This is a genomic window from Streptomyces regalis, from assembly GCF_001509475.1.
In the GTDB taxonomy this organism is placed as follows: Bacteria; Actinomycetota; Actinomycetes; order Streptomycetales; family Streptomycetaceae; genus Streptomyces; species Streptomyces regalis.
The window spans coordinates 1-21,566 of sequence record NZ_LLZG01000346.1 but is presented as its reverse complement, the minus strand read 5'-3'; the positions used below and the strand labels follow the sequence as shown (position 1 = coordinate 21,566).

General features: G+C 71.2%; 21 protein-coding genes. 12 read left to right on the top strand and 9 right to left on the bottom strand.

Annotated features, from left to right (window positions below):
• Positions 1 to 8: 8 nt before the first annotated feature.
• The 5 genes from ADL12_RS29675 to ADL12_RS29655 all read left to right on the top strand — a co-directional run bounded on the left by ADL12_RS29675 (position 9) and on the right by ADL12_RS29655 (position 5,018).
• Positions 9 to 782 carry an ATP-binding cassette domain-containing protein gene (locus ADL12_RS29675; protein ID WP_062707097.1) on the top strand — a complete coding sequence of 258 codons (774 nt, stop codon included), beginning with the start codon at positions 9 to 11 and terminating at the stop codon, positions 780 to 782.
• Between the two features lie 5 nt (positions 783 to 787).
• On the top strand, positions 788 to 2,047 hold the full coding sequence (locus tag ADL12_RS29670) for a sugar ABC transporter permease (protein ID WP_062707174.1): 1,260 nt from the start codon (positions 788 to 790) through the stop codon (positions 2,045 to 2,047).
• Positions 2,048 to 2,167: 120 nt separating this feature from the next.
• Entirely contained in the window at positions 2,168 to 3,382 is a 1,215-nt protein-coding gene (locus tag ADL12_RS29665; protein ID WP_079052348.1) for an MFS transporter, read from the top strand.
• 90 nt (positions 3,383 to 3,472) lie between these two features.
• On the top strand, positions 3,473 to 3,862 hold the full coding sequence (locus tag ADL12_RS29660) for a VOC family protein (protein WP_062707166.1): 390 nt from the start codon (positions 3,473 to 3,475) through the stop codon (positions 3,860 to 3,862).
• Positions 3,863 to 4,283: 421 nt separating this feature from the next.
• Complete coding sequence (locus ADL12_RS29655) at positions 4,284 to 5,018, top strand: maleylpyruvate isomerase family mycothiol-dependent enzyme (RefSeq protein ID WP_062707095.1); 735 nt, start codon at positions 4,284 to 4,286, stop codon at positions 5,016 to 5,018.
• A gap of 18 nt (positions 5,019 to 5,036) precedes the next feature.
• Here the strand turns inward: ADL12_RS29655 and ADL12_RS29650 are convergent, their stop codons facing one another.
• The gene (locus ADL12_RS29650) at positions 5,037 to 5,456 is read right to left on the bottom strand and encodes a MarR family winged helix-turn-helix transcriptional regulator (protein WP_062707164.1); all 420 of its coding nucleotides are present in this window, start codon (positions 5,454 to 5,456) and stop codon (positions 5,037 to 5,039) included.
• 86 nt (positions 5,457 to 5,542) lie between these two features.
• On the opposite strand from ADL12_RS29650, the gene ADL12_RS29645 reads away from it, so the two are divergent.
• A complete protein-coding gene (locus ADL12_RS29645) occupies positions 5,543 to 7,024 on the top strand; it encodes an MFS transporter (protein ID WP_062707093.1) in 1,482 nt (493 codons plus the stop codon).
• A gap of 173 nt (positions 7,025 to 7,197) precedes the next feature.
• Complete coding sequence (locus ADL12_RS29640) at positions 7,198 to 7,482, top strand: DUF6332 family protein (RefSeq protein WP_062707091.1); 285 nt, start codon at positions 7,198 to 7,200, stop codon at positions 7,480 to 7,482.
• Here ADL12_RS29640 and ADL12_RS29635 read toward each other — a convergent pair.
• From ADL12_RS29635 to ADL12_RS29625, 3 genes are read right to left on the bottom strand one after another with little or no spacing between them, the layout of a single operon-like run.
• Positions 7,443 to 8,108: a response regulator transcription factor gene (locus ADL12_RS29635; RefSeq protein WP_062707089.1), complete on the bottom strand. Its 666-nt coding sequence runs from the start codon at positions 8,106 to 8,108 to the stop codon at positions 7,443 to 7,445. The two genes, ADL12_RS29640 and ADL12_RS29635, sit on opposite strands and share 40 nt — an antisense overlap.
• Positions 8,105 to 9,352, bottom strand: a complete 1,248-nt coding sequence (locus ADL12_RS29630) for a sensor histidine kinase (protein ID WP_107120056.1) — start codon at positions 9,350 to 9,352, stop codon at positions 8,105 to 8,107. Before ADL12_RS29630 ends, ADL12_RS29635 begins: the two co-directional genes overlap by 4 nt.
• Positions 9,353 to 9,405: 53 nt before the next feature.
• Positions 9,406 to 11,556: an MMPL family transporter gene (locus ADL12_RS29625; protein WP_062707085.1), complete on the bottom strand. Its 2,151-nt coding sequence runs from the start codon at positions 11,554 to 11,556 to the stop codon at positions 9,406 to 9,408.
• Positions 11,557 to 11,661: 105 nt separating this feature from the next.
• Here ADL12_RS29625 and ADL12_RS29620 point away from each other — a divergent pair, with 105 nt between their 5' ends.
• Entirely contained in the window at positions 11,662 to 12,495 is an 834-nt protein-coding gene (locus ADL12_RS29620; protein WP_159053330.1) for an AfsR/SARP family transcriptional regulator, read from the top strand.
• A gap of 14 nt (positions 12,496 to 12,509) precedes the next feature.
• Here ADL12_RS29620 and ADL12_RS29615 read toward each other — a convergent pair whose 3' ends face one another.
• Positions 12,510 to 13,211 (bottom strand): TetR/AcrR family transcriptional regulator, encoded by a 702-nt coding sequence (locus tag ADL12_RS29615; protein ID WP_062707082.1) that lies wholly within the window; start codon positions 13,209 to 13,211, stop codon positions 12,510 to 12,512.
• Between the two features lie 128 nt (positions 13,212 to 13,339).
• Between ADL12_RS29615 and ADL12_RS29610 the strand changes: the two genes are divergently transcribed.
• Complete coding sequence (locus ADL12_RS29610) at positions 13,340 to 13,789, top strand: nitroreductase family deazaflavin-dependent oxidoreductase (RefSeq protein WP_062707081.1); 450 nt, start codon at positions 13,340 to 13,342, stop codon at positions 13,787 to 13,789.
• Between the two features lie 13 nt (positions 13,790 to 13,802).
• On the opposite strand, the gene ADL12_RS29605 is transcribed toward ADL12_RS29610, so the two are convergent.
• A complete protein-coding gene (locus ADL12_RS29605; protein WP_062707080.1) occupies positions 13,803 to 15,041 on the bottom strand; it encodes a geranylgeranyl reductase family protein in 1,239 nt (412 codons plus the stop codon).
• Positions 15,042 to 15,174: 133 nt separating this feature from the next.
• Here ADL12_RS29605 and ADL12_RS29600 point away from each other — a divergent pair, with 133 nt between their 5' ends.
• Both ADL12_RS29600 and ADL12_RS29595 read left to right on the top strand, forming a co-directional pair.
• Positions 15,175 to 16,530 (top strand): dipeptidase, encoded by a 1,356-nt coding sequence (locus tag ADL12_RS29600; RefSeq protein WP_062707079.1) that lies wholly within the window; start codon positions 15,175 to 15,177, stop codon positions 16,528 to 16,530.
• A 25-nt stretch (positions 16,531 to 16,555) separates the two neighbouring features.
• Positions 16,556 to 17,626 carry a BUD32 family EKC/KEOPS complex subunit gene (locus ADL12_RS29595; protein WP_062707078.1) on the top strand — a complete coding sequence of 357 codons (1,071 nt, stop codon included), beginning with the start codon at positions 16,556 to 16,558 and terminating at the stop codon, positions 17,624 to 17,626.
• On the opposite strand, the gene ADL12_RS29590 is transcribed toward ADL12_RS29595, so the two are convergent.
• The 3 genes from ADL12_RS29590 to ADL12_RS29580 all read right to left on the bottom strand — a co-directional run bounded on the left by ADL12_RS29590 (position 17,596) and on the right by ADL12_RS29580 (position 20,142).
• Positions 17,596 to 18,636, bottom strand: coding sequence for an NUDIX hydrolase (locus ADL12_RS29590; protein WP_062707077.1), 1,041 nt, complete (start codon positions 18,634 to 18,636; stop codon positions 17,596 to 17,598). The genes ADL12_RS29595 and ADL12_RS29590 overlap by 31 nt on opposite strands.
• A gap of 146 nt (positions 18,637 to 18,782) precedes the next feature.
• The gene (locus tag ADL12_RS29585; protein ID WP_062707076.1) at positions 18,783 to 19,103 is read right to left on the bottom strand and encodes a hypothetical protein; all 321 of its coding nucleotides are present in this window, start codon (positions 19,101 to 19,103) and stop codon (positions 18,783 to 18,785) included.
• A gap of 31 nt (positions 19,104 to 19,134) precedes the next feature.
• Positions 19,135 to 20,142, bottom strand: a complete 1,008-nt coding sequence (locus ADL12_RS29580; protein WP_062707074.1) for a TIGR01777 family oxidoreductase — start codon at positions 20,140 to 20,142, stop codon at positions 19,135 to 19,137.
• A gap of 192 nt (positions 20,143 to 20,334) precedes the next feature.
• Between ADL12_RS29580 and ADL12_RS29575 the strand changes: the two genes are divergently transcribed.
• Positions 20,335 to 21,174 (top strand): NPCBM/NEW2 domain-containing protein, encoded by an 840-nt coding sequence (locus ADL12_RS29575; protein ID WP_079052346.1) that lies wholly within the window; start codon positions 20,335 to 20,337, stop codon positions 21,172 to 21,174.
• The last annotated feature ends 392 nt before the right edge of the window (positions 21,175 to 21,566 follow it).

The following is a 21,566-nucleotide window of genomic DNA, read 5'->3' as shown; positions in this document are numbered from 1 at the left end:
GGTGACCCGTGCCGGCTCCCCCCTTGCTGGCGCTGCGCGGCGTGTGCAAGCGATTCGGCGTCGTCGAGGTGCTCAGCGACGTCGAGCTGGAGATCCACGCCGGCCAGGTCGTCGCTCTGCTGGGCGACAACGGGGCCGGCAAGTCCACCTTGGTCAAGGTGATCTCCGGCGTCATCCCGGCGGACAAGGGCGTCATCGAGTGGGAGGGACGGAGTGTCCAGATCAGGCGTCCCCATGACGCACGGGAGCTCGGCATCGCCACCGTCTACCAGGACCTCGCGCTCTGCGGGAACCTCGACGTCGTCGGCAACCTGTTCCTCGGACGGGAGATCCGCAGGTTCGGGTTCCTCGACGAGATGGAGATGGAGCGCCGCTCCCGACACCTGCTGGAACGCCTGACCCGAGGCGTCCCCGATCTGCGCGCCCCCGTCGTCTCACTGTCCAGTGGCCAGCGGCAGACGGTCGCCATCGCCCGCTCGCTGCTCGGCGACCCGCGGGTGCTGCTCCTGGACGAACCGACCGCGGCCCTGGGATTCGAGCAGACCACCGAGGTTCTGGACCTCGTCGACGAGCTGCGCGACCGCGGCATGGGAATCGTCCTCATCAGCCACAACATGGGCGACGTCAAGGCTCTCGCGGACCGCGCCGCCGTGCTGCGGCTCGGCCGCAACAACGGCTTCTTCGACGTGAACACCGCGTCCCAGGAACAGATCATCGCCTCCGTCACCGGCGCGACGGAGAACGTACCCCGCCAGATGACCCACCGGGAGGCGGGGTGGTGAAAGAGATGCGCGGCAAGGCGGACACCACACGGACCGAACCCGCCGGGACCCCCCGGCCGCCACGCGAACGGGCCGTCGCCCGGGCCGTGGAGAGCTCGGTCGCCATGTTCCGGCGCAAGGTGCGCGCCGGTGAACTGGGCTCGCTCCCCGTCGTCCTGGTCCTCGCCACCGTCTGGATCATCTTCCAGTCCCTCAACGACAACTTCCTCTCCCCACGGAACCTGTCCAATCTCAGCGTCGACATCGTGGGCACGGGTCTGATCGCGGTGGGCATCGTCTTCGTGCTGCTGCTCGGTGAGCTCGATCTGTCGGTCGGTTCGATCAGCGGTCTCGCGGCGGCCGTCTTCGCCGTGCTGAACGTGAACAACGGCGTGCCGGAATGGCTCGCCCTCGTCATCGCGGTGCTCGCGGGCACCGCGGCGGGAACCGTGCAGGGGTTCTCCTTCGCCAGAACGCGGGTGCCGGCGTTCGTCGTCACGCTGGCGGGGCTGCTCACCTGGAACGGCCTCATGCTGTACATCCTCGGGACCAGCGGCACCATCAACCTCGACGAGAACGGACTCGTCGCCCAGCTGACCAACTACTACTTCACCGACGACGCCGTCGCCTACGGCCTGGCGGCCGTCGCCGCGGGCGTGGTCTTCCTCGTGTCGTACCAGGACGCGCTGCGCCGCAGGTCCGTCGGCATGCCGCACCGTTCGCTCCAGGCGCTCGTCGTACGCACGGGCGCACTCGCGGTGATCGCCTTCGCCGCGGCGTATCTGCTCAACCGCTTCCAGGGTCTGCCGCTGGCCCTGCTGATCTTCCTCGTGATGGTGGCGGGACTCGACATCCTGCTCCGCCGCACGCACTACGGCCGTCAGGTCTACGCTCTCGGCGGCGGTGTCGAGGCCGCCCGCCGCGCCAGTCTCAATGTGACGGGCGTGCAGACCGCGGTGCTCGCGGTCTCGGGCACCATGGCCGCGATCGGCGGCCTGTTCCTGGCCTCGCGCATCACCTCGGTGAGCCAGAGTTCCGGCTCGGGCGTCCTGTTGCTCAACGCCGTCGCGGCGGCCGTCATCGGGGGGACCAGCCTGTTCGGCGGCCGGGGTACGACCTGGTCCGCGGTGCTCGGCATGCTGGTCATCCAGTCGATCGCCTCGGGCATGGCGATCACGGACACCCCCACCGCGGTCCAGTTCATGATCACGGGCGGGGTGCTGTTCGCCGCGGTGGTCATCGACTCGGTGTCGCGACGCACCCAGGAGGCACATGGGCGGGCTTGACGCCCCACTCCGGAGTCCGGGCCGCCCAGTCCGAGCAAGGAGTTTGTTTACGAGGCGAGGAGACTCGACGGTTCTCGACGGTCCCTTGCCCTGCCTACACGAGTCACCTAGCCTGACTTTGTGCCGCTCATAAACAAACTCCGTTCGCACAACGCCGTGCCGGACAACGCACTCGGCGCACTCACCCGACTCCGCATCGCCATCACCGTCTTCTTCGCTCTCGACGGGTTCATCTTCGCCGGCTGGGTCGTCCGTATCCCCGCCATCAAGCACCAGACCGGCGCCTCCGCCAGCACCCTGGGCCTGGCCCTCCTCGGCGTCTCCGCCGGCGCCGTGGTCACGATGGTGCTCACCGGACGCCTGTGCCGCCGCTACGGCAGCCACCAGGTCACCGTCGTCTGCGCGGTCCTGCTCTCCCTCAGCGTCGCCCTCCCCCCACTCACCCACTCCGCCCTGGCACTCGGCGCCGTCCTGCTGATCTTCGGCGCGGCCTACGGCGGGATCAACGTGGCGTTCAACAGCGCCGCCATCCACCTGGTCGCCGCGCTCCGGCGGCCGATCATGCCGAGCTTCCACGCGGCCTTCAGCCTGGGCGGCATGATCGGTGCGGGCCTCGGCGGACTGGTCGCCGGCCACCTCTCCCCCACGCGTCACCTGCTCGGCCTGACCGTCATCGGGCTGATCGTGACCGCCCTCGCGGCACCCACTCTCCTGCGCTACGAGCCACCACGGCCGCCCGATACCCCTCACCACGGCTCGGACGAGGGCACCCCTCGCCGCCTCGACCGCCGTACCCGAGGCCTCGTGATCGTCTTCGGAGTGATCGCGTTGTGCACGGCATACGGCGAAGGAGCCATGGCCGACTGGGGAGCCCTGCACCTCGAACAGGACCTCGGAGCCTCGTCGGGGCTCGCGGCCGTGGGGTACTCGTGCTTCGCGCTGGCCATGACCGCCGGGCGGCTGACGGGAACGGTCCTGCTCGAACGCCTGGGCCGCACCAGGACCGTGGTCGCGGGCGGCGCCACCGCGGCCGCCGGGATGCTGCTCGGCTCCCTCACCCCCTCCGTGTGGGCAGCACTGATCGGCTTCGCCGTAACCGGGCTCGGCCTCGCCAATCTCTTCCCGGTCGCCGTCGAACGCGCCGGTACCCTCGCCGGCCCCAGCGGCGTCGCAACCGCCTCCACACTCGGCTACGGCGGCATGCTGCTCGGCCCACCCGCGATCGGGTTCATAACAGACTGGCTCTCCCTATCGACCGCCCTGACCAGCGTCGCCGCACTGGCAGCCGCCGCGGCACTGATCGGCTTCGCCACACGCCACGCGACAACCGACTGACCAGAAGACGAGAAGCCCCTTCTCAGTGGGACGGCCGCCCTGCCCGTGCCCCCCATTGCCGCCCTCGCCATCCCGGACCACCATGGCCCGATGGCGCGACTCCACGACATCGTGATCGACTGTGCCCGCCCGGCCGCCACTGCCCGCTTCTGGGCCGCCGCCCTCGACGGTTACGCCGTCGCCCCGTACGACGACGCCGAGCTCGCCCGTCTGCGTGCCCAGGGGATCGCCGACCCGGAGGACGACCCGACCGTGCTCGTCGAGCCCCGTGACGGCGGTCCCCGCCTGTGGTGCCAGCTTGTCCCGGAGTCCAAGCGCGTCAAGAACCGGCTGCACCTGGACCTCGTCTCCGCCGACCCGGAGGCCGAGATCGGCCGGCTCGTGGCCCTCGGTGCGACCGTCCAGGCCCGTCACGAGGACCACGATGTCCTGGCCGACCCCGAGGGCAACGAGTTCTGCCTCTTCGCCCTGCGTCCGTGAACAGGCTTCAGGCGCCGGTGAGTTGCGTCGAAGCGGTCGGACCAGACGGTGACGCTGCTGCAGCGGGGCAGGTCGTCGTCCCCGGGGACGACGTAGTTCTGGCTTGTCTCGTTGCCCTTGCCCGTCCTTCGCCGGCGCGTCGGTGAGCCACACGCGGAGGTCCGGTCTGTTGCGGCACTGATCGGCTTCGCCACATCGCACGAGGTCGCGTCGGCCAGGGAGGGCGCTACCGCGGGCGCGGCCGAGGCCTTCCCAACCACCTGGGGCGACGAACCAAGGCCCGCCCAGCGCGACGCAGGCCGCGCCTTCGAGACCGCCCCGTACCTCGACACCGACGACGAAACCCTTACGTCGACCGGCCCGACTTCACCCCGGACCCGGCCCTTCCCTTCGACCGCGCTCCATCGTGCACACTCAGCCCATGGAGACAGCCGAGTTCGTTCGAATCCTGGACCGCCAGGGCCTGCTGCTCGCCGCGGCCGCCGAGGAGGCGGGGGTCGAGGCCAAGGTGCCGACCTGTCCGGACTGGCAGGTGCGGGATCTGGTGCGGCACACGGGCGTGGTGCACCGCTGGGCGGCGGCGTTCGTCGCCGACGGCCACACCTCCCCGCGCGCCCCCGAGGGCCCGCCCGACCTCGAAGGCGCCGACCTTCTGGCCTGGTTCCGGGAAGGACACCGCCACCTCGTCGACACCCTCTCCGCCGCATCCCCCGACGTCCAGTGCTTCCACTTCCTGCCCGCGCCCTCGCCACTCGCGTTCTGGGCACGCAGACAGGCCCACGAGACGTCCGTGCACCGCTTCGACGCGGAGGCGGCACGCGGCGGCACGCCGAGCGAGATCGACGCCGGCTTCGCGGCGGACGGCATCGACGAGTTGCTGCGCGGCTTCCACGCCCGGCCCAAGAGCCGAGTCCGCAGCGCCGAGCCGCGGGTGCTGCGGGTGCGGGCGACGGACACGGACGACGCGGTGTGGACCGTACGACTGTCTCAGGAGCCGCCCGTGACCGAGCGGGGCGATGTCGAACGGGCCGACTGCGAGATCGCCGGGCCGGTCACGCAGCTGTATCTGTCGCTGTGGAACCGGCTGCCCTTGCCCAGCGTGACCGGCGACGCCTCGGTGGCCGCGCTGTGGCGCGAGAACTCGGCCATCGTCTGAACCCAGGGCGTACGCCGCTCAGTTCGCCAGCATCCTCGTCAGTACCGCACGCTGCACCGGCAGCACCTCGCCGTGCAGCGTGCGCCCCTTCGCCGTGAGAGCCACGCGCACGCCCCGCCGGTCCTCCGGGCACATGCAGCGCTGGACGAGACCGTCCTTCTCCAGCCGGGCGATGAGCCGCGACAGCGCACTCTGACTGAGATGCACCCGCTCGGAGATCTCCTGCACGCGGAACGCCGGGTCACTCCCCGCGCTTCCCGGGCTTCCCGAGCCGCCCGATGCCGGGCCCGCGGCCAGAACGTCCAGGACCTCGAAGTCGCTGGCGCACAGGCCGTGTTGGTGCAGCGCTCGGTCCAGTTCGCACTGCGTGCGCGCGTGCAGCGCCAGGATGTCCCGCCACTGGTCCACGAGCACCTGCTCGGCCTTCTTCGCCGCCATGGGCGCACCGTAGCAGAACACAGAGTTTGTTGCATCGACATTAAATGCGTTCGCATCTCATGCATGCGCATGTAGTCTCTCTCGGCATGACCTCTCCGCTCACCACCCCCGCGTCCGAAGGACGTTGGACCCCCCGGCTGTGGGGCACCCTGCTGGTGCTGTGCGCCGCGATGTTCCTGGACGCGCTCGACGTGTCGATGGTCGGTGTCGCCCTGCCGTCCATCGGCGCCGACCTGGGCCTGTCCACCTCGACCCTGCAATGGATCGTCAGCGGCTACATCCTGGGCTACGGCGGCCTGCTCCTGCTCGGCGGACGGACCGCCGACCTGCTGGGCCGGCGCCGGGTCTTCCTGGTGGCCCTCGCCGTCTTCGCGCTCGCCTCACTGCTCGGCGGACTCGTCGACTCGGGTCCGCTGCTGATCGCCAGCCGCTTCATCAAGGGTCTGAGCGCGGCCTTCACGGCTCCGGCCGGACTGTCGATCATCACCACGACGTTCCCGGAGGGCCCGCTGCGCAACCGTGCGCTCTCCATCTACACCACCTGCGCGGCCACCGGCTTCTCCATGGGCCTCGTACTCTCCGGCCTGCTCACCGAGGCCAGTTGGCGTCTGACGATGCTGCTGCCCGCGCCCATCGCCCTGATCGCGCTCGTCGTGGGCTTGAAGATGCTGCCGCGCAGCGAGCGCGAGACGAACCACAGGGGCTACGACATCCCCGGCGCCGTCATCGGCACCGCGTCGATGCTGCTGCTGGTGTTCACCGTCGTACAGGCCCCCGAAGTCGGCTGGGCCTCCGCCCGCACGCTGCTGTCCTTCCTCGCCGTCGCCGCGCTCCTGACCGTGTTCGTCCTGGTCGAACGCCGCTCGCCGGGCCCGCTGGTCCGACTGGCCGTGCTGCGCTCCGGCAACCAGATCCGCGCCCAGCTCGGCGCCATGACCTTCTTCGGCTCGTACATCGGCTTCCAGTTCCTGGCCACGCTGTACCTCCAGTCACTGCTCGGCTGGTCGGCGCTGCAGACCGCGCTCGCCTTCCTGCCCGCGGGCCTGTTGGTGGCGCTGTCCGCGACCAAGATGGGCGCTGTCGTCGACCGGTTCGGCACACCCCGTCTGATCCCGGTGGGCTTCGCCCTGATGGTCGTCGGCTACGCGCTCTTCCTGCGAGTCGACCTCGACCCGGTGTACGCCGCGGTGATCCTGCCGAGCATGCTGCTCATCGGCGCCGCCTGCGCGTTGGTCTTCCCCTCGCTCAACATCCAGGCCACCAACGGGGTCGACGACCACGAGCAGGGCATGGTCTCCGGTCTGCTCAACACCTCGGTGCAGGTGGGCGGCGCGATCTTCCTGGCCGTCGTGACGGCGGTGGTCACCGCGAACGCCCCGGAGAACGCCACCCCGCAGGCCGTACTCGACAGCTACCGGCCCGGGCTGACCGTCGTGACCGGCATCGCCCTCCTCGGGCTCCTGATCACTCTGACGGGGCTGCGCCCGCGGCGCCGACAGCAGTCAGTCGTCGTCGCGAAGGCCACCCTGAGGGAGGCTGAAGCGGACCGCGTTCCCGTCCGCGACTAGGGCCTGGCTGACAGTTCCCGTCGTTCGCCCGGCGGGCGGTCCCCGCGGCGTCTGGTGCGTGTGACGCCGCGGGGCAGACGGGAATTGCCAGACAGGCCCCAGGGGGCGCCTTCCACCGTGTGCCCGGCGGGGGCCGCTTGCCCCGCCGGGCGCACTCCTGTGAGACTCGCCGTATGACTGGGTACGGGGGACGGCGCGATCAAGCGCGGCGGGATGCGATCACCGTCGAGATCGGATACGCGCTGTGCAGTGCGGCGTTCGCGGCGGCCCTGCTGTTCGCGGCGGTGGCCGGACCGGCGTTCGCCTTCGACCTGTCGGGCGGTGTCCGCAGCACACTCGTCGGCACGGGCGCCACACTCGCGGCGGTCCTGTTCACCGCCCGGGTCGTCAGCGTCCTGGTCCGCTTACGAAAGGATTCTCAGCCCAGCCAGCCCGGCCGTACCAACCCCGACTCGTAGGCGAGGACGACGAGTTGGGCCCGGTCCCGGGCGCCGAGCTTCACCATGGTGCGGCTGACGTGGGTCTTCGCGGTGAGGGGGCTGACCACCAGGCGGCGGGCGATCTCCTCGTTGGACAGTCCGATGCCGACCAGCGCCATCACCTCCCGCTCGCGCTCGGTGAGTTCGGTGAGGGCGCCGACGGCCGCGGGCTCCTTGGAGCGGGCGGCGAACTCGGCGATGAGGCGGCGGGTCACACCGGGTGAGAGCAGCGCGTCGCCCTCGACCACCGCCCGTACGGCGCGCAGGAGTTCCTCCGGTTCGGTGTCCTTGACCAGGAAGCCGGAGGCGCCCGAGCGGATGGCCTCGAAGACGTACTCGTCGAGTTCGAAGGTGGTGAGCATGACCACCTTGACGCCCTTCAGGTCGCCGTCGTCGGTGATCCGGCGGGTCGCGGCGAGGCCGTCGAGGAGCGGCATGCGGATGTCCATCAGGACGACGTCGGGCCGCAGTTCGCGCACCTTGCGCACGGCCTCCTCGCCGTCGGAGGCCTCCCCGGCCACCTCGATGTCCGGCTGCGCGTCGAGCAGCGCCCGGAAGCCGGCCCGCACCAGTGACTGGTCGTCGGCGAGCAGTACGCGGATCACCGGTCCTCCTTCACCTCGTTGGAAGCCTTCAACGGCAATACGGCGAGCACCCTGAACCCGCCGTCGGCACGCGGACCCGCCTCGATCGTGCCACCCAGCGCGGCCGCCCGCTCCCGCATTCCGGCGAGTCCGTTGCCGCTGCCGCCCGCGTCGGTGCCGGTCGCGGGACCGTCGTCGTCGATACGCAGCCGTAGCGTCGCCCCGTCGTGGTGATCGAGGTGCACGCGTGCGTGCCGTGACTCCGAGTGCCGTACGACATTGGTGAGAGCTTCCTGGATGATCCGGAAGGCGGCGAGGTCCGTGCCGGGCGCCAGGCGGGGTGGCTCGCCCTCGACCTCGACGGTGAGGCCCGCGCTCGCCGCCTGCTGCACCAGTTCGGGCAGCCGGTCGAGGCCGGGCGCCGGTGTGCGAGGCGCGTCGCCGGGCGTGCGCAGCGTGTCGAGGACCTGCCGGACCTCGCCGAGTGCCTCCTTGCTCTTGGCCTTGATGGTGGTGAGCGCCGAGCGCGCCTGCTCGGGGTCGGTGTCGAGGAGGGCGAGGCCGACACCCGCCTGCACATTGATCACGGAGATGCTGTGCGCGAGGACATCGTGCAGTTCGCGGGCGATCCGCAGCCGCTCCTCGTCGGCCCGCCGCCGCGCCGCCTGCGCCCGCTCGGCCCGCTCCCGCGCCCACTGCTCGCGCCGGGTCTTGGCCAGCTCCGACACCGCCACGATCGCCGCGACCCAGGCGGCGATCACACCCTCCTGCCCCCAGGGGGCGGCCGGGTCGTCGGACGGCGGCAGCCACTGGTACAGCCAGTGCGCCACCAGGGCGTGCCCCACCCAGAACACCCCGACCGCCGCCCAGGCGGCCTTGCGGTGCCCCAGGACGATGGCGTTGAAGCAGGCCACGGCCACGGCCACGAAGACAGGCCCGTACGGGTACCCGGCGCCCAGATAGAGCGTGGCGGCCACCGACGTCCCGAACGCGACGACCACCGGATACCGCTTGCGCCACAACAGCAGCCCCGTCGCGACGAACAGCAGCACGCGTGCGTAGGGGTCGAGAGCCTCCCGGTCGTCCAGCTGACCCTGCGCCGCGAAGTTCGAGCCGGCCATCACGAAGACCGTGATCAGCACGGTGGAGCGCCAGGGCCAGCGGGGAGCGTGCTCCTCGCCGTCCTCCCACCGGTCCCACCACGGCGGCCCGTGCCGCCACCACATCGGCGGACCGCCGCCCCGGCGCACCTGTTGCTCGTCCATGTCCGCCACGCTAGACGCGATGGCCGCCGGGCGGCGTCACCCGGGCGTGGCGATCACACATACTCCCCGCGAAGTACGTCCGCCGCCTCGGGCTCCCTGATCCGCAGCCGGCGCAGCCGCCGCGGCGCCCACCAGTTCGCGCGCCCGGCGAGCCGCATCGTCACGGGCAGCAGCACGACCCGGATGAGGGTGGCGTCGACGAGGATCGTCAGGGCCGTGCCGATGCCGAGCTCCTTGAGGAAGACGACGCCCGAGGTGGCGTACGACAGGAAGGACAGCGCGAGGATGCCGGCCGCGGCGGTGATCAGCGGGGCGCTGCGCCGGATGCCCTCGCCGACCGCGCGCTCGGTCTCGCCCGTGCGCTCGTGCTCCTCCTTGATGCGGGCCAGCATGAATACCTCGTAGTCCATGGACAGCCCGTACGCCACGCAGAACATCAGCACCGGGATGCTCGGCTCGATCGAGCCCGTGGGCGTGAAGCCGAGGAGCCCGGACAGGTGCCCGTCCTGGAAGACCCACACCAGGCAGCCGAACATCACCGCGAGACTCAGCAGGTTCAGCACGGTCGCCTTCGCGGGCAGCAGCACACTGCCGGTCATCAGGAAGAGGATCACGTACGTCGCCACCAGGACGATCCCGACGGCGAACGGGAGCCGGTCGAGCAGCGTGGCGCGGAAGTCGGTGGTCTCGCCCGGGTAGCCGCCGACCAGGGCGGGGGCGGGGGCCGGCGTGTCCCGGATGCGTTCGACGAAGGCGGGGACGTCGCCGTACATGGCCTGCTGCGTGGGTACGACGGCCAGCCGCACGCGTCCGTCGGGTGCCGCGAGCCGGTCCTGGCCCGGGGCGCCGACGCGGCTGCCGTCCCGGTAGGCGCCGCTCGTTGCGTCGACCTGGAAGACACCGGGGAGGCGTGACAGTTCGGCGGCGTACGCGCGCGTGTCGGCCGGCTCGTCGAGCACGACCTGGACGGTGTCCGTGGGTTCGGCGGCGAAGTCGCGGTGCACGGTCTCGGAGGTGGTGCGCGAGGAGGCACCCTCGGGGAGCGTGCGCTCGTCGGGGAGGCCGAAGCGCAGTCCGAGGGCGGGTGCGGCGGCCAGGAGCAGGACGGCCAGGACCGCGGAGCCGGCGAGCAGCGGGCGGCTCATGGCGGCGAGGGCCGTGCGGTGCCAGAACCCGGAGGCGGGTGCGGTGGGCCGCTCGACGCGGTGGCCCCAGCGGGCGAGGGCCGCCGGGAGCACGAGGACGGCACCGGCGACCGCGCTGAGCACGACGAGCACTCCGGCGTACGCGAACGAGCTCAGGAAGAAGAACGGGAACACCAGCAGCGCACAGAGCGACACCGCGACGGTGACACCGCTGAAGACGACGGTGCGCCCGGCCGCCGCCGTGGCCCGCACCACTGCCTGCTGCTGAGGGTGCCCGGCCGCCCGCTCCTCGCGATACCGGTTGATCACGAAGAGGCTGTAGTCGACGCCCAGTCCGAGGCCGAGGACGAGCGCGAGGTTCGCGGCGAAGGTCGACACCTCGGTGAACTGCGCGAGCAACCGCAGCCCGGCGAGCGTGCCGAGGACCGAGAGCAGGCCGACGGCGACGGTCAGCAGGGCGGCCACGGTACGGCGGTGGACGAGGATCAGCAGGAGGAGTACGGCGGGCAACGCGAAGGCCTCCGCGCGCAGGAAGTCGGCGCGCGCCTCCTCGCCCACCTGTCGCGAGATCTCCTCCTGGCCGCCCACCCGGACGTCGAGATCGGCGATGGAGCGGGTCAACTGCGGTGAGAGCGTGGCGAGTTGTGCACGCGTCTCGGTGGCGGTGCCTTCGAGGCGGGCGAGGATCAGGCCCCGCCGGCCGTCCTCGGCGCGCAGGGCGGGGCTCTCGGCGTCCCAGTAGGAGGTGACGTCGGTGACCAGGGCCAACCGGCCCACCTCGGCGGCGAGTTCACGTCCCGCCCGCTGGGTGCGCGGGCTGTCCACGTCGCCGTCGCGGGCGGTGACGAGCAGGGCGAGGTTGGGGTTGCCGGTGCGGAAGTCGTCGCGCAGCACCTCGCCGGCGCGCACCGACTCCGTGCCGGGCGAGCTCCAGCGCGCGAGGTCGAGGTCGTCCTGGGCGCCGGCGCCGTACGCGCCGAGGCCGAGGAGGACGAGCAGAGCGCCGATCAGCACGGCACGGTTGCGGTGCACGGCCAGACGGCCGAGCCGGGTGAGCATGGGGCGGCCCTTCTGCGGGAGTCGAGGACCCACACCGTCGCCCGGCCCGCTGGAACGCCCGCTGGAAGATCCACTGGAATGCGGGGCTCGGGATACGCTCGACGCATGGGTGAGGGGACAGCCGGACGCATGGGTGAGGGCACAGCCGAGGGCACGACCGGCAGCACATCTCACGGCCTGCGCTGCGAAGTACTCGGCCCGCTGCGCGCGTTGCGCGACGGCACGCAGATCCCGCTCGGCCCGCCGAAGCAGCGCGCGGTCCTCGCCGTACTGCTGCTCCAGGAGGGCCGTCCGATCTCGTACGACGCCCTGGTGGAGGCGGTGTGGGGCGGGGCACCGCCGGCACACGTGCGCAACCTCGTGCAGAAGTACGTCTCCGGGCTGCGCCGCGCACTCGGGGAGGGGCCTGAGCTGTCGTGGACCGGCGCCGGGTACCGGTTCACCGGCGTCCGGATCGACGACTTGGCGGAGCGACGGCATCTGGTGGACGAGGCGCTGGCGGCACGGGACGCCGGTGAGGTGGGGCGCGCGGTCGAACTGGCCCGGCGGGCGGAGGAGATGTGGCGCGGGGAGTTCGCCGAGGGGCTGCAGGCGCCGTACCTTGCGGCGGAGCGCCTGCGGTGGGCCGAGAAACGGCTCACCGTCCTGGAAGCACTGCTGGAGGGTGAGATCGCGCTCGGCCGATCCTTCGAGTACGTCCACGAACTCGTCCGCCTCGTCGCGGCACACCCCCTGCGCGAACGCCTCGTCGAGCTCCTGATGCTCGCCCTGTGCCGCACCGGCCGCCCGTCGGACGCGCTCGCCGCGTACGAGGCGGCTCGGCGCCGGCTGGCCGACGCCCTGGGCGCGGACCCGGGACCCGCACTGCGCTCACTGCACGCACGGGTCCTGCGCCAGGACCCGGAACTGCTGCCGTCGCCGCCGGTTCCGGTGCCCTGACCGTTCGCGTCGGGCTACTGCCCGCCCTCCACCAGGCCGACGCCGTGCGCGAGCCGGGCCGCCGCATGCCGGAAGAACGTCTCCCTGTCCTCCACGACCCGGTTGAACTGCCCGAACAGCTCGAACCCGACGAGCCCGAAGAGCTCGGCCCAGGAGGCGACTAGGGCCGCGACGTTCGCCGGGGGGAGGTCGGGGGCCAGGTCGGCGGCCATGCGCTCGGCCTCGGGGCGCAGTTCGGCGGGCAGGGGCGGTTCGGCGAGGCCGGGGCCCCGGTGGGCGTCACGGAGGATGCCGATGAAGACGAGGCCGACGCGGGAGGCGGGCGGGACGGTGGTGTCGGGCGCGGTGTAGCCCGGCACGGGCGAGCCGTAGATCAGCGCGTACTCGTGCGGGTGCCGCAGCCCCCAGCCACGTACCGCCTCCGCCACCGCCGTCCAGCGCTGTACGGGCCCGGCGTCGGCGGCCTTGTCCTGCGCGGCCTCGGCGCACTCGCCGAGGGAGTCGTAGGCATCGATGATGAGCGCGGTCAGCAGGTCGTCCCGACTGGGGAAGTAGCGGTAGAGGGCGGAGGAGACCATGCCGAGTTCCCGGGCCACGGCACGCAGCGAGAGCTTGGCGGCGCCCTCGGCCGCGAGCTGTCTGCGCGCCTCGTCCTTGATGGCCGCGGTGACTTCCATCCTGGCGCGGGCACGTGCGCCCTGTGCAGTGCTGCTCATGCGAGGCAGTCTCCCACGAAAACAGAGCAGTGCACACATCAGAGAGCACTGCTCTTGCTTTGGATCGCCCTCCTCATGCACACTGCTCTCAAGCGAGAGCACCGCTCTCTCAAATTCTGGGGGTCACCATGACGTCGCCGTACTACCTCAAGGGCAGCCCGCTGAACGTCCGCTTCAACAGCGTCATCGGCTGGCTGGCCCGGCGCGGGCTCAGCATCGCGGGCACGGCGGAGATGTCGGTGCGCGGGCGCAAGAGCGGCCAGATGCAGCGTATCCCGGTCAACCCGCACACGTACGGCGGCACGCAGTACCTCGTCTCGGCCCGCGGCCACTCCCAGTGGGTGCGCAACATGCGCGCCGCCGGCGGCGGGGAGCTGCGCGTCGGGCGCAAGGTGCGCGAGTTCTCCGCGGTGGAGCTTCCCGACGAGGAGAAGCTCCCGATCCTGCGGACCTATCTGGAGAAGTGGGGTTGGGAGGTCGACCAGTACTTCCAGGGGGTCACCGCGAAGTCCTCCGACGAGGAGGTCACCGCGGCTGCCCCGGACCACCCGGTGTTCCGGATCACCGTCAAGAGGTGACCGGAGGCGGCCGTCAGGATGTGGCGTCGTCGCCCGTCGGCACCTGACGGCGGTCCAGCGCGGTCAGGGCGCGCTGGGCCATGGGATGGGTGCGGACGATCTCGCCCAGCGACGTCGAACCGCGGGCGATGTCCATGAACGCCTTCCAGGCCGGCCGGAAACCGGTCAGCGCCGCGTGGAAGAGGCCGGGGCGGCGCTCGAACACCATCAGCAGCCGTTTGCCGACGCTCATCTCGACGCCGAGCCCCGCCTTGATCGCAAACGCGTAGTTCAGAGCCTGGCGCCGGGTGTCCACCGCGTCGTGCGCCTCGGCGATCCGCACCGCCCACTCCCCCGCGAGGCGCCCAGAGCGCAGCGCGAACGAGATCCCCTCGCGCGTCCACGGCTCCAGCAGGCCCGCCGCGTCACCGCACACCAGCACCCGCCCGCGCGACAGCGGCGAGTCGTCGGCCCGACAGCGCGTCAAGTGGCCGGAGGAGATGCTCGGTTCGAACCCGGCGAGCCCGAGCCGCCCGATGAACTCCTCCAAGTACCGCTTGGTGGCCGCTCCTTCGCCGCGCGCCGAGATCACACCGACCGTGAGCGTGTCCCCCTTGGGGAAAACCCAGCCGTAACTGCCGGGAATGGGCCCCCAGTCGATGAGTACCCGCCCCTGCCAGTCCTCGGCGACGGTCTCCGGCACCGGGATCTCCGCCTCCAGGCCGAGATCCACCTGGTCGAGCTTCACCCCGACGTGCGCTCCTATCCGGCTGGCGCTGCCGTCCGCGCCGACGACGGCCCGCGCGAGCAGCGTCTCGCCGCCCTGCAGGACGACGGCGACGCTGCGCCGGTCCGGCACCGCCGAGCCGTGCTGCTCGACCCGCTGCACGGTGACGCCCGTGCGCAGCTCGGCGCCCGCCTTCTGCGCGTGCTCGACGAGCTGCTGGTCGAACTCGGGCCGGTTGATCAGCCCGAACAGCATCTGCTTGGAGCGGCGGGTGCGGGTGAAGCGGCCGTTGTTCGAGAACGTGACCGCGTGCACCCGGTCCCGGAAGGGCAGCTCGAAGCCGGGCGGGAGCGAGTCGCGCGAGGGGCCGATGATGCCGCCGCCGCACGTCTTGTAGCGCGGCAGCTCCGCTTTCTCCAGCACCAGCACGCGCCGCCCGGCGACCGCCGCCGCATAGGCAGCCGAAGCGCCCGCGGGTCCCGCGCCCACCACGACGACGTCCCACACCTGCCGCACGTCGTCCGCCGAAGAGTTCTCGCTGCTCACGATGGTCTACTGCTCCCGATCAAGCCGCCGCCTGCTGCTGTCCCCCGCATCCTACGGCGGGCATCGTCGCAGGCCGCTGTGGGAGGATCACAGCACTCATACGTACAACGTCGCACCCACAAGGAGCGTGCCCATGTCGTCGAATCCGGTCGCCGAGACCGTCGCCTCCCTGATGCCCCGGGCGAAGGCGGAGCTCACCGAGCTGGTGGCATTCAAATCGGTGGCGGACTTCGACCAGTTCCCGAAGAGCGAGAGCGAGGGCGCCGCCCGCTGGGTCGCCGACGCGCTGCGCGCGGAGGGCTTCGAGGACGTGGCGCTGCTCGACACCCCCGACGGCACGCAGTCGGTGTACGGCTACCTGCCCGGGCCCGCGGGCGCGAAGACGGTCCTGCTGTACGCCCACTACGACGTCCAGCCCCCGCTGGACGAGGCCGCCTGGAGCACCCCGCCCTTCGAGCTGACCGAGCGCGACGGCCGCTGGTACGGGCGCGGGTCCGCCGACTGCAAGGGCGGCCTGATCATGCACCTGCTGGCCCTGCGCGCTCTCAAGGCGAACGGCGGCGTGCCGGTGCACGTGAAGGTGATCGCCGAAGGCTCGGAGGAGATGGGCACGGGCGGTCTGGAGCGGTACGCCGAGCAGCATCCCGACCTGCTGGCGGCCGACACCATCGTGATCGGCGACGCGGGCAACTTCCGCGTCGGCCTGCCGACGGTCACCTCGACCCTGCGCGGCATGACCCTCGTCCGCGTACAGATCGACACGCTCGAAGGCAACCTGCACTCCGGCCAGTTCGGCGGGGCCGCGCCCGACGCGCTCGGCGCGCTGATCCGCGTACTGGACTCGCTGCGCGCCGAGGACGGCTCGACGACCGTGGACGGGCTGACCGGCGAGTCGTCGTGGGAGGGCCTGCAGTACGAGGAGGAGCAGTTCCGCGCCGACGCCAAGGTCCTCGACGGCGTCGAGCTGATCGGTTCCGGCACGGTCGCCGACCGCATCTGGGCGCGCCCCGCCGTCACCGTCCTCGGCATCGACTGCCCGCCGGTCGTCGGCGCCACCCCGTCCGTACAGGCGAGCGCCCGCGCGCTGATCAGCCTGCGGGTGCCGCCGGGCGTGGACGCGGCCCAGGCGACCAAGCTGCTCCAGGCCCACCTGGAGACGCACACGCCGTGGGGTGCCCGGGTGCGCACCGAGCAGACAGGCCAGGGCCAGGCGTTCCGCGCCGACACGAGCAGCCCGGCGTACCAGGCCATGGCCGACGCGATGGCGGTGGCGTACCCGGGCCAGGAGATGCAGTACGCCGGCCAGGGCGGCTCGATCCCGCTGTGCAACACCCTCGCCGCCCTCTACCCGCACGCGGAGATCCTCCTCATCGGCCTGAGCGAGCCGGAGGCCCAGATCCACGCCGTGAACGAGAGCGTGTCGCCGGAGGAGCTGGAGCGTCTGTCGGTCACCGAGGCGCTGTTCCTGCGCAATTACGCGGCGGGGTAAGGGACTTCGGGCTGAGGATGGGTGCATGACCCGCACCGAGCGCCTGACCGCCCACAGCGACATCGCCACGTCCCTGGCGCTTCTCTCCGACCACGAACTCGCGGAGCTCGTGGCGGAGGGGACGCCGGAGGGAACCGGGATCGGCGGTCCCACGAAGCTGATCGAGGTGAACGGCGCCCGGGTCTTCGTGAAACTGGTCCGGCTCACCGACACCGAACTGCTCCCGGAGAACGTCCGGTCGACGGCAAACGTCTTCGACATGCCGACGATCTGCCACTACGGCTTCGGCAGCATCGGCGGCCCGGGCCTCGGCGCCTGGCGGGAGCTCGCGGTGCACACGATGACGACGAACTGGGTTGTCTCCGACCAGTTCCCGGGCTTCCCACTGATGCACCACTGGCGGATCCTCCCGCAGCCGCCGCAGCCCCTCCCCGACGAGCTGGCCGACGTGGAGCGGGCCGTCGCCTACTGGGGTGGCGGCCCGCAGGTGCGCGCGCGCATCGAGGCCCTGCGCACGGCCACGTCAAGTCTGGCACTGTTCCTGGAGTACATTCCGCACACCCTGCACGACTGGCTCAGCAACCAGCTCGCGAGAGGCGACGCGGAGGCCGGCTGCGCCCTGGTGGAACAGGGCCTCGAAGCCACCACCGCCTTCCTGGGGGCGCATGGGCTCCTGCACTTCGACGCCCACTTCCAGAACTTCCTCACGGACGGCCGGCAGCTCTACCTCGCCGACTACGGCCTCGCGCTCTCCTCGCGTTTCCGTCTGTCCCGGCAGGAGCGCGATTTCTTCGCCCGGCACCGTCACTACGACCGCGCTTACACCGCCTGGTACCGGGTGATCTGGCTCGTCACCGAGCTGTACGGATACCGCGGGCAGGAGCGGAGCGCCTTCATCCGGGCCTGCGCCGACGGTGCGCGGCCCGGCGGCGGGATCCCGGAGGACGCCGCCGGGATCATCACCCGACATGCCCAAGGAGCTGCCGTGCTGGGCGAGTTCGTCCACCGGTGGGATCAGGAGAGCAGACTGACGCCGTACCCGGAGGAAGTACTGCGCGACGTGGTTCAGGACATGGGAATCCCCGCCTCCAGATAGAGCGCCGCCCCACGTTCCCGCGCCCGAAGCGCCCAGCGCAGCCGCTCGTAGCGCACCGGTGGCAGCAGTTCGGCCGCCTCCTCCTCGGTGACGAAGCGCCAGGCGCGCAACTCGGGCCCGGGCAGCAGGAGTCGTTCGGCCTCGGCGGAGTCGAGGCGGCCGCCGTCGAAGAGGAGGCGCAGACCTCCGTATCCGGGCGGTATGGGCCGCTCCCAGTCGACGACGAGGAGCCGCGGTACGTCGTCCAGCCGTATCCCCGTCTCCTCGGCGACCTCACGTATGCCCGCGCGTGCGGGCGCCTCACCTCGTTCGACGACACCGCCGGGAAACTCCCAGCCCGCCTTGTAGGTGGGGTCGACGAGCAGTACCCGGTCCTGCTCGTCGAAGAGAAGGACCCCCGACGCGACGGTCTCGGCGGTGGGCTCGGGCGTCTGCACGATGTCGCAGACGGGGACCGTACCGCTGCCGACGGCGTCGGCGATCCGGACAGCGGTCTCGTACGGGGTCAGGCCGCCGTTGTCGACGGGATACGCGTCGGCGGTCAGCCAGGAAGCGAGTGCGGCGCGATACGGCTCTATGTGGTCGTACGACCACTGCCGGATCCGTATCTCGCCGTCGGGCAGGTCGGGCGGGATCTCCCGCCCGGCTATTCGCTCGCGCAGGATCGTTTCCGCCGGGGCGAGGAGGACGTGCTGGACGGTGATGCGGCGGGCGGCGAGGCCGCCGAAGATCTCGTCGCGGTACTCCTGGCGCAGCAGTGTCATCGGGACCACGAGGGTCCCGCCGAGCTCGGCGAGCAACGCGGCTGCCGTGTCGATCACGAGACGTCGCCAGATCGGCAGGTCCTGGAAGTCACCGACCTCGGTGAGGTGTTTGGGCGGGAGCAGGTGGGTGAGTGCTCCGCCGATGACCTCGGGGTCGAAGAGCGTGCTGTTCGGGATCAGCTCGATCAGTTCGCGTGCGGTGGTGGTCTTCCCCGCACCGAACGCGCCGTTGACCCAGACGATCACGTTTCCCCCTCTTCTGTTGGCCCCCTGTGGCTTGCCCGCTCCACCCTGCCACGGAAACCAGCTCCAGTAGAGAGCGCACGACAACGGCACCGGAGGCCCCGTGGGCGGGGGTCTCCGGCGCCGTGTGATCGGGTCGGTTGTGCTCGTCAGCGCTTCTTTTTGTGGGGGGCGTTGTTCACGGCCCGGTCCGTTTCGCGGTTGATGGCCGTGCCGACGGTGTCCAGGGCTCGGTCCACGCTGATCCCGGCGACCTTGGTCTGACCGCTCATGGGGAGGCCGCCGAGCTTGCTCTGGCCACCCATGTCCAGGCCTGCGGCCTTCATCTGACCGCCGGTGTCGGGCTGCCCGGCGGCAGGGGTCCCGGTGCCGGCGGCACCCGAGGACTCGGCCGAATGGGACGGAGTGACCGCCGCGACGACGAATCCGGTGGCGAGGGAGGCGATGGCAAGCATGCTGCGCTTCTTCATGGCCGGTTCAACTGCAAAACGGCGTGGGGAGTCACGCCCCGCTTCCGGACGAGCGGGGCAACACCGGCATCCCGGCCCCGGGCCGCCCCCGGTTCAGCCGGCTCCGCCGCACGCGCCGTACGAGATCGCCGGCCGCCTCCGGCCACCCGGCGTAGTCGAAGACGAACCCCTCGTCGAGCAGCCGGCCGGGAACGACACGCCTGCTCTTCAGCAGGAGCTCGGTGTCCGAGCGCAGCGCGAACGCCCCGAGCTCCGCCATCCACTTCGTCGCGGGCAGCCCCAGGGGGACGCCCCACGCGGAGCGGAGGGCCCGCATGAACGCACGCTGCGGCAGCGGTTCCGGAGCGGCGAGGTTCACCGGCCCTCTGAGATCGTCCCGCTCGATCAGGAACTCGACCGCGCGGACGAAGTCCTGGTCGTGGATCCAGGAGACGTACTGTCCGCCGCCCGCGACGGGACCGCCGAGCCCGAGTCGGGCCAGCCGCAGCAGGACATCGAACACGCCGCCACGATCAGGGCTCATCACCATGGCGGAACGCAGGGCGACCTTCCGGGTGTGCGGCGTGTCGGCCTCCTCCTGCGCCCGCTCCCAGGCCCTGGCGATCTGCACGCTGTAGCCCCAGTAGTCCGGCACATCGGGCTCGCTGCCGCCGATGACGCCCGTCGCCTCGTCGTTGGGCGCGTCGAAGCGGTGGGCGTAGACGGTGGCCGTGCTCATCTGCAGCCAGACCCGCGGCGGCCGGGCGGCGCTCGCGATCGCCTCACCCACTACCTCGGTGGAGTGCACTCGCGAATCCATCATGGCCTGCAAATTGGGCGCGGTGTAGCGACAGCTGACGCTGCGGCCGGCCAGGTTGATCACGACGTCGCTGCCGTCGATCGCCGCGGCCCACGGGCCCAGGGTCTCCCCGTCCCAGTGGACCTCGCCGTCACGCGCGGGCCGTCGGGTCAGGACGACGACCTCATGGCCCGCGGCGGTCAGCGCTCGGTTCAGGACCGCGCCCACCTGCCCCGTTCCCCCGGGAATCACTATCTTCATCGGCTCCCCCTCTCCTGTGGGAACGAGCTTAGCGCAGATAGTTGAACATGTTCAAAACATTCCGCCGGCATTTCACCGACCACGAGCCGCCTTCCGAGACGCTCCGGCAGGTTCTACGGTGAGTGGCGCCATGACGCGTACATGTCGCCATGTGCCGCCATCCCGCTTTCGCAGGTACGGAGGAACGTAACGATGCGTCACCTTCACACCCGCACAACCCGCACAGCTCACAGACGAGCCATCGGAGCACTCGCCGCAGGCCTGCTGTGCGCGGCGGGACTCGCCGCCCCGGGGGCCGTCGCGGCCACCGCGACCCCCGTCGCGCCCGCCGTGGACGACGGTCTGGCCCTCACCCCGCCCATGGGCTTCAACAACTGGAACTCCACCCACTGCCGTGCCGAGTTCAACGAAGCCATGGTCAAGGGGATCGCGGACATCTTCGTCGAGAAGGGCCTCAAGGACGCCGGATACCAGTACGTCAACCTCGACGACTGCTGGTCCCTGCCCTCCAGGGACGCGAACGGAAAGCTCGTGCCCGACCCAGTCCGCTTCCCGAACGGGATCAAGGCGGTCGCGGACTACGTCCACGCCAAAGGCCTCAAGCTCGGCATCTACACCAGCGCGGGCACGAAGACCTGCAACAGCGCCGGTTTCCCCGGCTCCCTGGGCCATGAGTACAGCGACGCCCAGCAGTTCGCGGACTGGGGCGTGGACTACCTCAAATACGACAACTGCAACAACCAGGGCGTGGACGCCAAACTGCGTTACACGACCATGCGCCATGCCCTCGAAGCCACCGGTCGGCCCATCGTGTACAGCATCTGCGAATGGGGCGAGAACAAGCCCTGGGAATGGGCGGCCGACGTCGGCCATCTGTGGCGCACGACCGGCGTCCTCACCAACGCGCTGCCGGCCCAGCCGATCACGGCCGACGTGACCGGCGCCCAGGTGGTCCGGCTCGTCGTCACCGACGGCGGCGACGGCATCGACTCGGACCATGCGGACTGGGCGGAGGCGCGGGTGAGTTGTTGAGCGGGTGGGCGTCCGGAGTGCCTGAGCGGTGATGCGGGGGCAGGGCGCCTACGGCCGGTTCCTTCCGAACCGGACAGCCGCGGGTACCGGCACGCAAGGCAGCTGGACCCACGCGGCGAAGCCGGTCGAGTCGGCTCGGGTGCCTCCCTCGGGGGGCGGGCGCCTCAGGGTGGGCTCGGGCGCACCGGGTGGGCTCACCCACCCGACCCGCTCAATCGCCCGCCGCGGCGGGCGAGTTGCTGAGCGCCCGAGCTGATGAGGCGAGGCGAGGACGCCACCCGCGGCCGGCCCGTCCCGCTCCAAGGCCCCGTCCCTCCCCCAGGCCCCTCGCGCCTGCCGCCGCCCCTTGGACGCAGAGCGCGCCCCGGGACCCGCGCAGCCGACCCGAGGCT

Excerpts from the sequence above, each read along its gene's own strand:
- ADL12_RS29660 (WP_062707166.1), top strand. The coding sequence starts at position 3,473 with ATGGCGCGACTCCACGACATCGTGATCGACTGTGCCCGCCCGGCCGCC.
- ADL12_RS29645 (WP_062707093.1), top strand. The coding sequence starts at position 5,543 with ATGACCTCTCCGCTCACCACCCCCGCGTCCGAAGGACGTTGGACCCCC.
- ADL12_RS29595 (WP_062707078.1), top strand. The coding sequence starts at position 16,556 with ATGACCCGCACCGAGCGCCTGACCGCCCACAGCGACATCGCCACGTCC.
- ADL12_RS29630 (WP_107120056.1), bottom strand. The coding sequence starts at position 9,352 with ATGGACGAGCAACAGGTGCGCCGGGGCGGCGGTCCGCCGATGTGGTGG.
- ADL12_RS29640 (WP_062707091.1), top strand. The coding sequence starts at position 7,198 with ATGACTGGGTACGGGGGACGGCGCGATCAAGCGCGGCGGGATGCGATC.
- ADL12_RS29585 (WP_062707076.1), bottom strand. The coding sequence starts at position 19,103 with ATGAAGAAGCGCAGCATGCTTGCCATCGCCTCCCTCGCCACCGGATTC.
- ADL12_RS29610 (WP_062707081.1), top strand. The coding sequence starts at position 13,340 with ATGACGTCGCCGTACTACCTCAAGGGCAGCCCGCTGAACGTCCGCTTC.
- ADL12_RS29580 (WP_062707074.1), bottom strand. The coding sequence starts at position 20,142 with ATGAAGATAGTGATTCCCGGGGGAACGGGGCAGGTGGGCGCGGTCCTG.
- ADL12_RS29615 (WP_062707082.1), bottom strand. The coding sequence starts at position 13,211 with ATGAGCAGCACTGCACAGGGCGCACGTGCCCGCGCCAGGATGGAAGTC.
- ADL12_RS29670 (WP_062707174.1), top strand. The coding sequence starts at position 788 with ATGCGCGGCAAGGCGGACACCACACGGACCGAACCCGCCGGGACCCCC.
- ADL12_RS29600 (WP_062707079.1), top strand. The coding sequence starts at position 15,175 with ATGTCGTCGAATCCGGTCGCCGAGACCGTCGCCTCCCTGATGCCCCGG.
- ADL12_RS29625 (WP_062707085.1), bottom strand. The coding sequence starts at position 11,556 with ATGCTCACCCGGCTCGGCCGTCTGGCCGTGCACCGCAACCGTGCCGTG.
- ADL12_RS29620 (WP_159053330.1), top strand. The coding sequence starts at position 11,662 with ATGGGTGAGGGGACAGCCGGACGCATGGGTGAGGGCACAGCCGAGGGC.
- ADL12_RS29655 (WP_062707095.1), top strand. The coding sequence starts at position 4,284 with ATGGAGACAGCCGAGTTCGTTCGAATCCTGGACCGCCAGGGCCTGCTG.
- ADL12_RS29575 (WP_079052346.1), top strand. The coding sequence starts at position 20,335 with ATGCGTCACCTTCACACCCGCACAACCCGCACAGCTCACAGACGAGCC.
- ADL12_RS29650 (WP_062707164.1), bottom strand. The coding sequence starts at position 5,456 with ATGGCGGCGAAGAAGGCCGAGCAGGTGCTCGTGGACCAGTGGCGGGAC.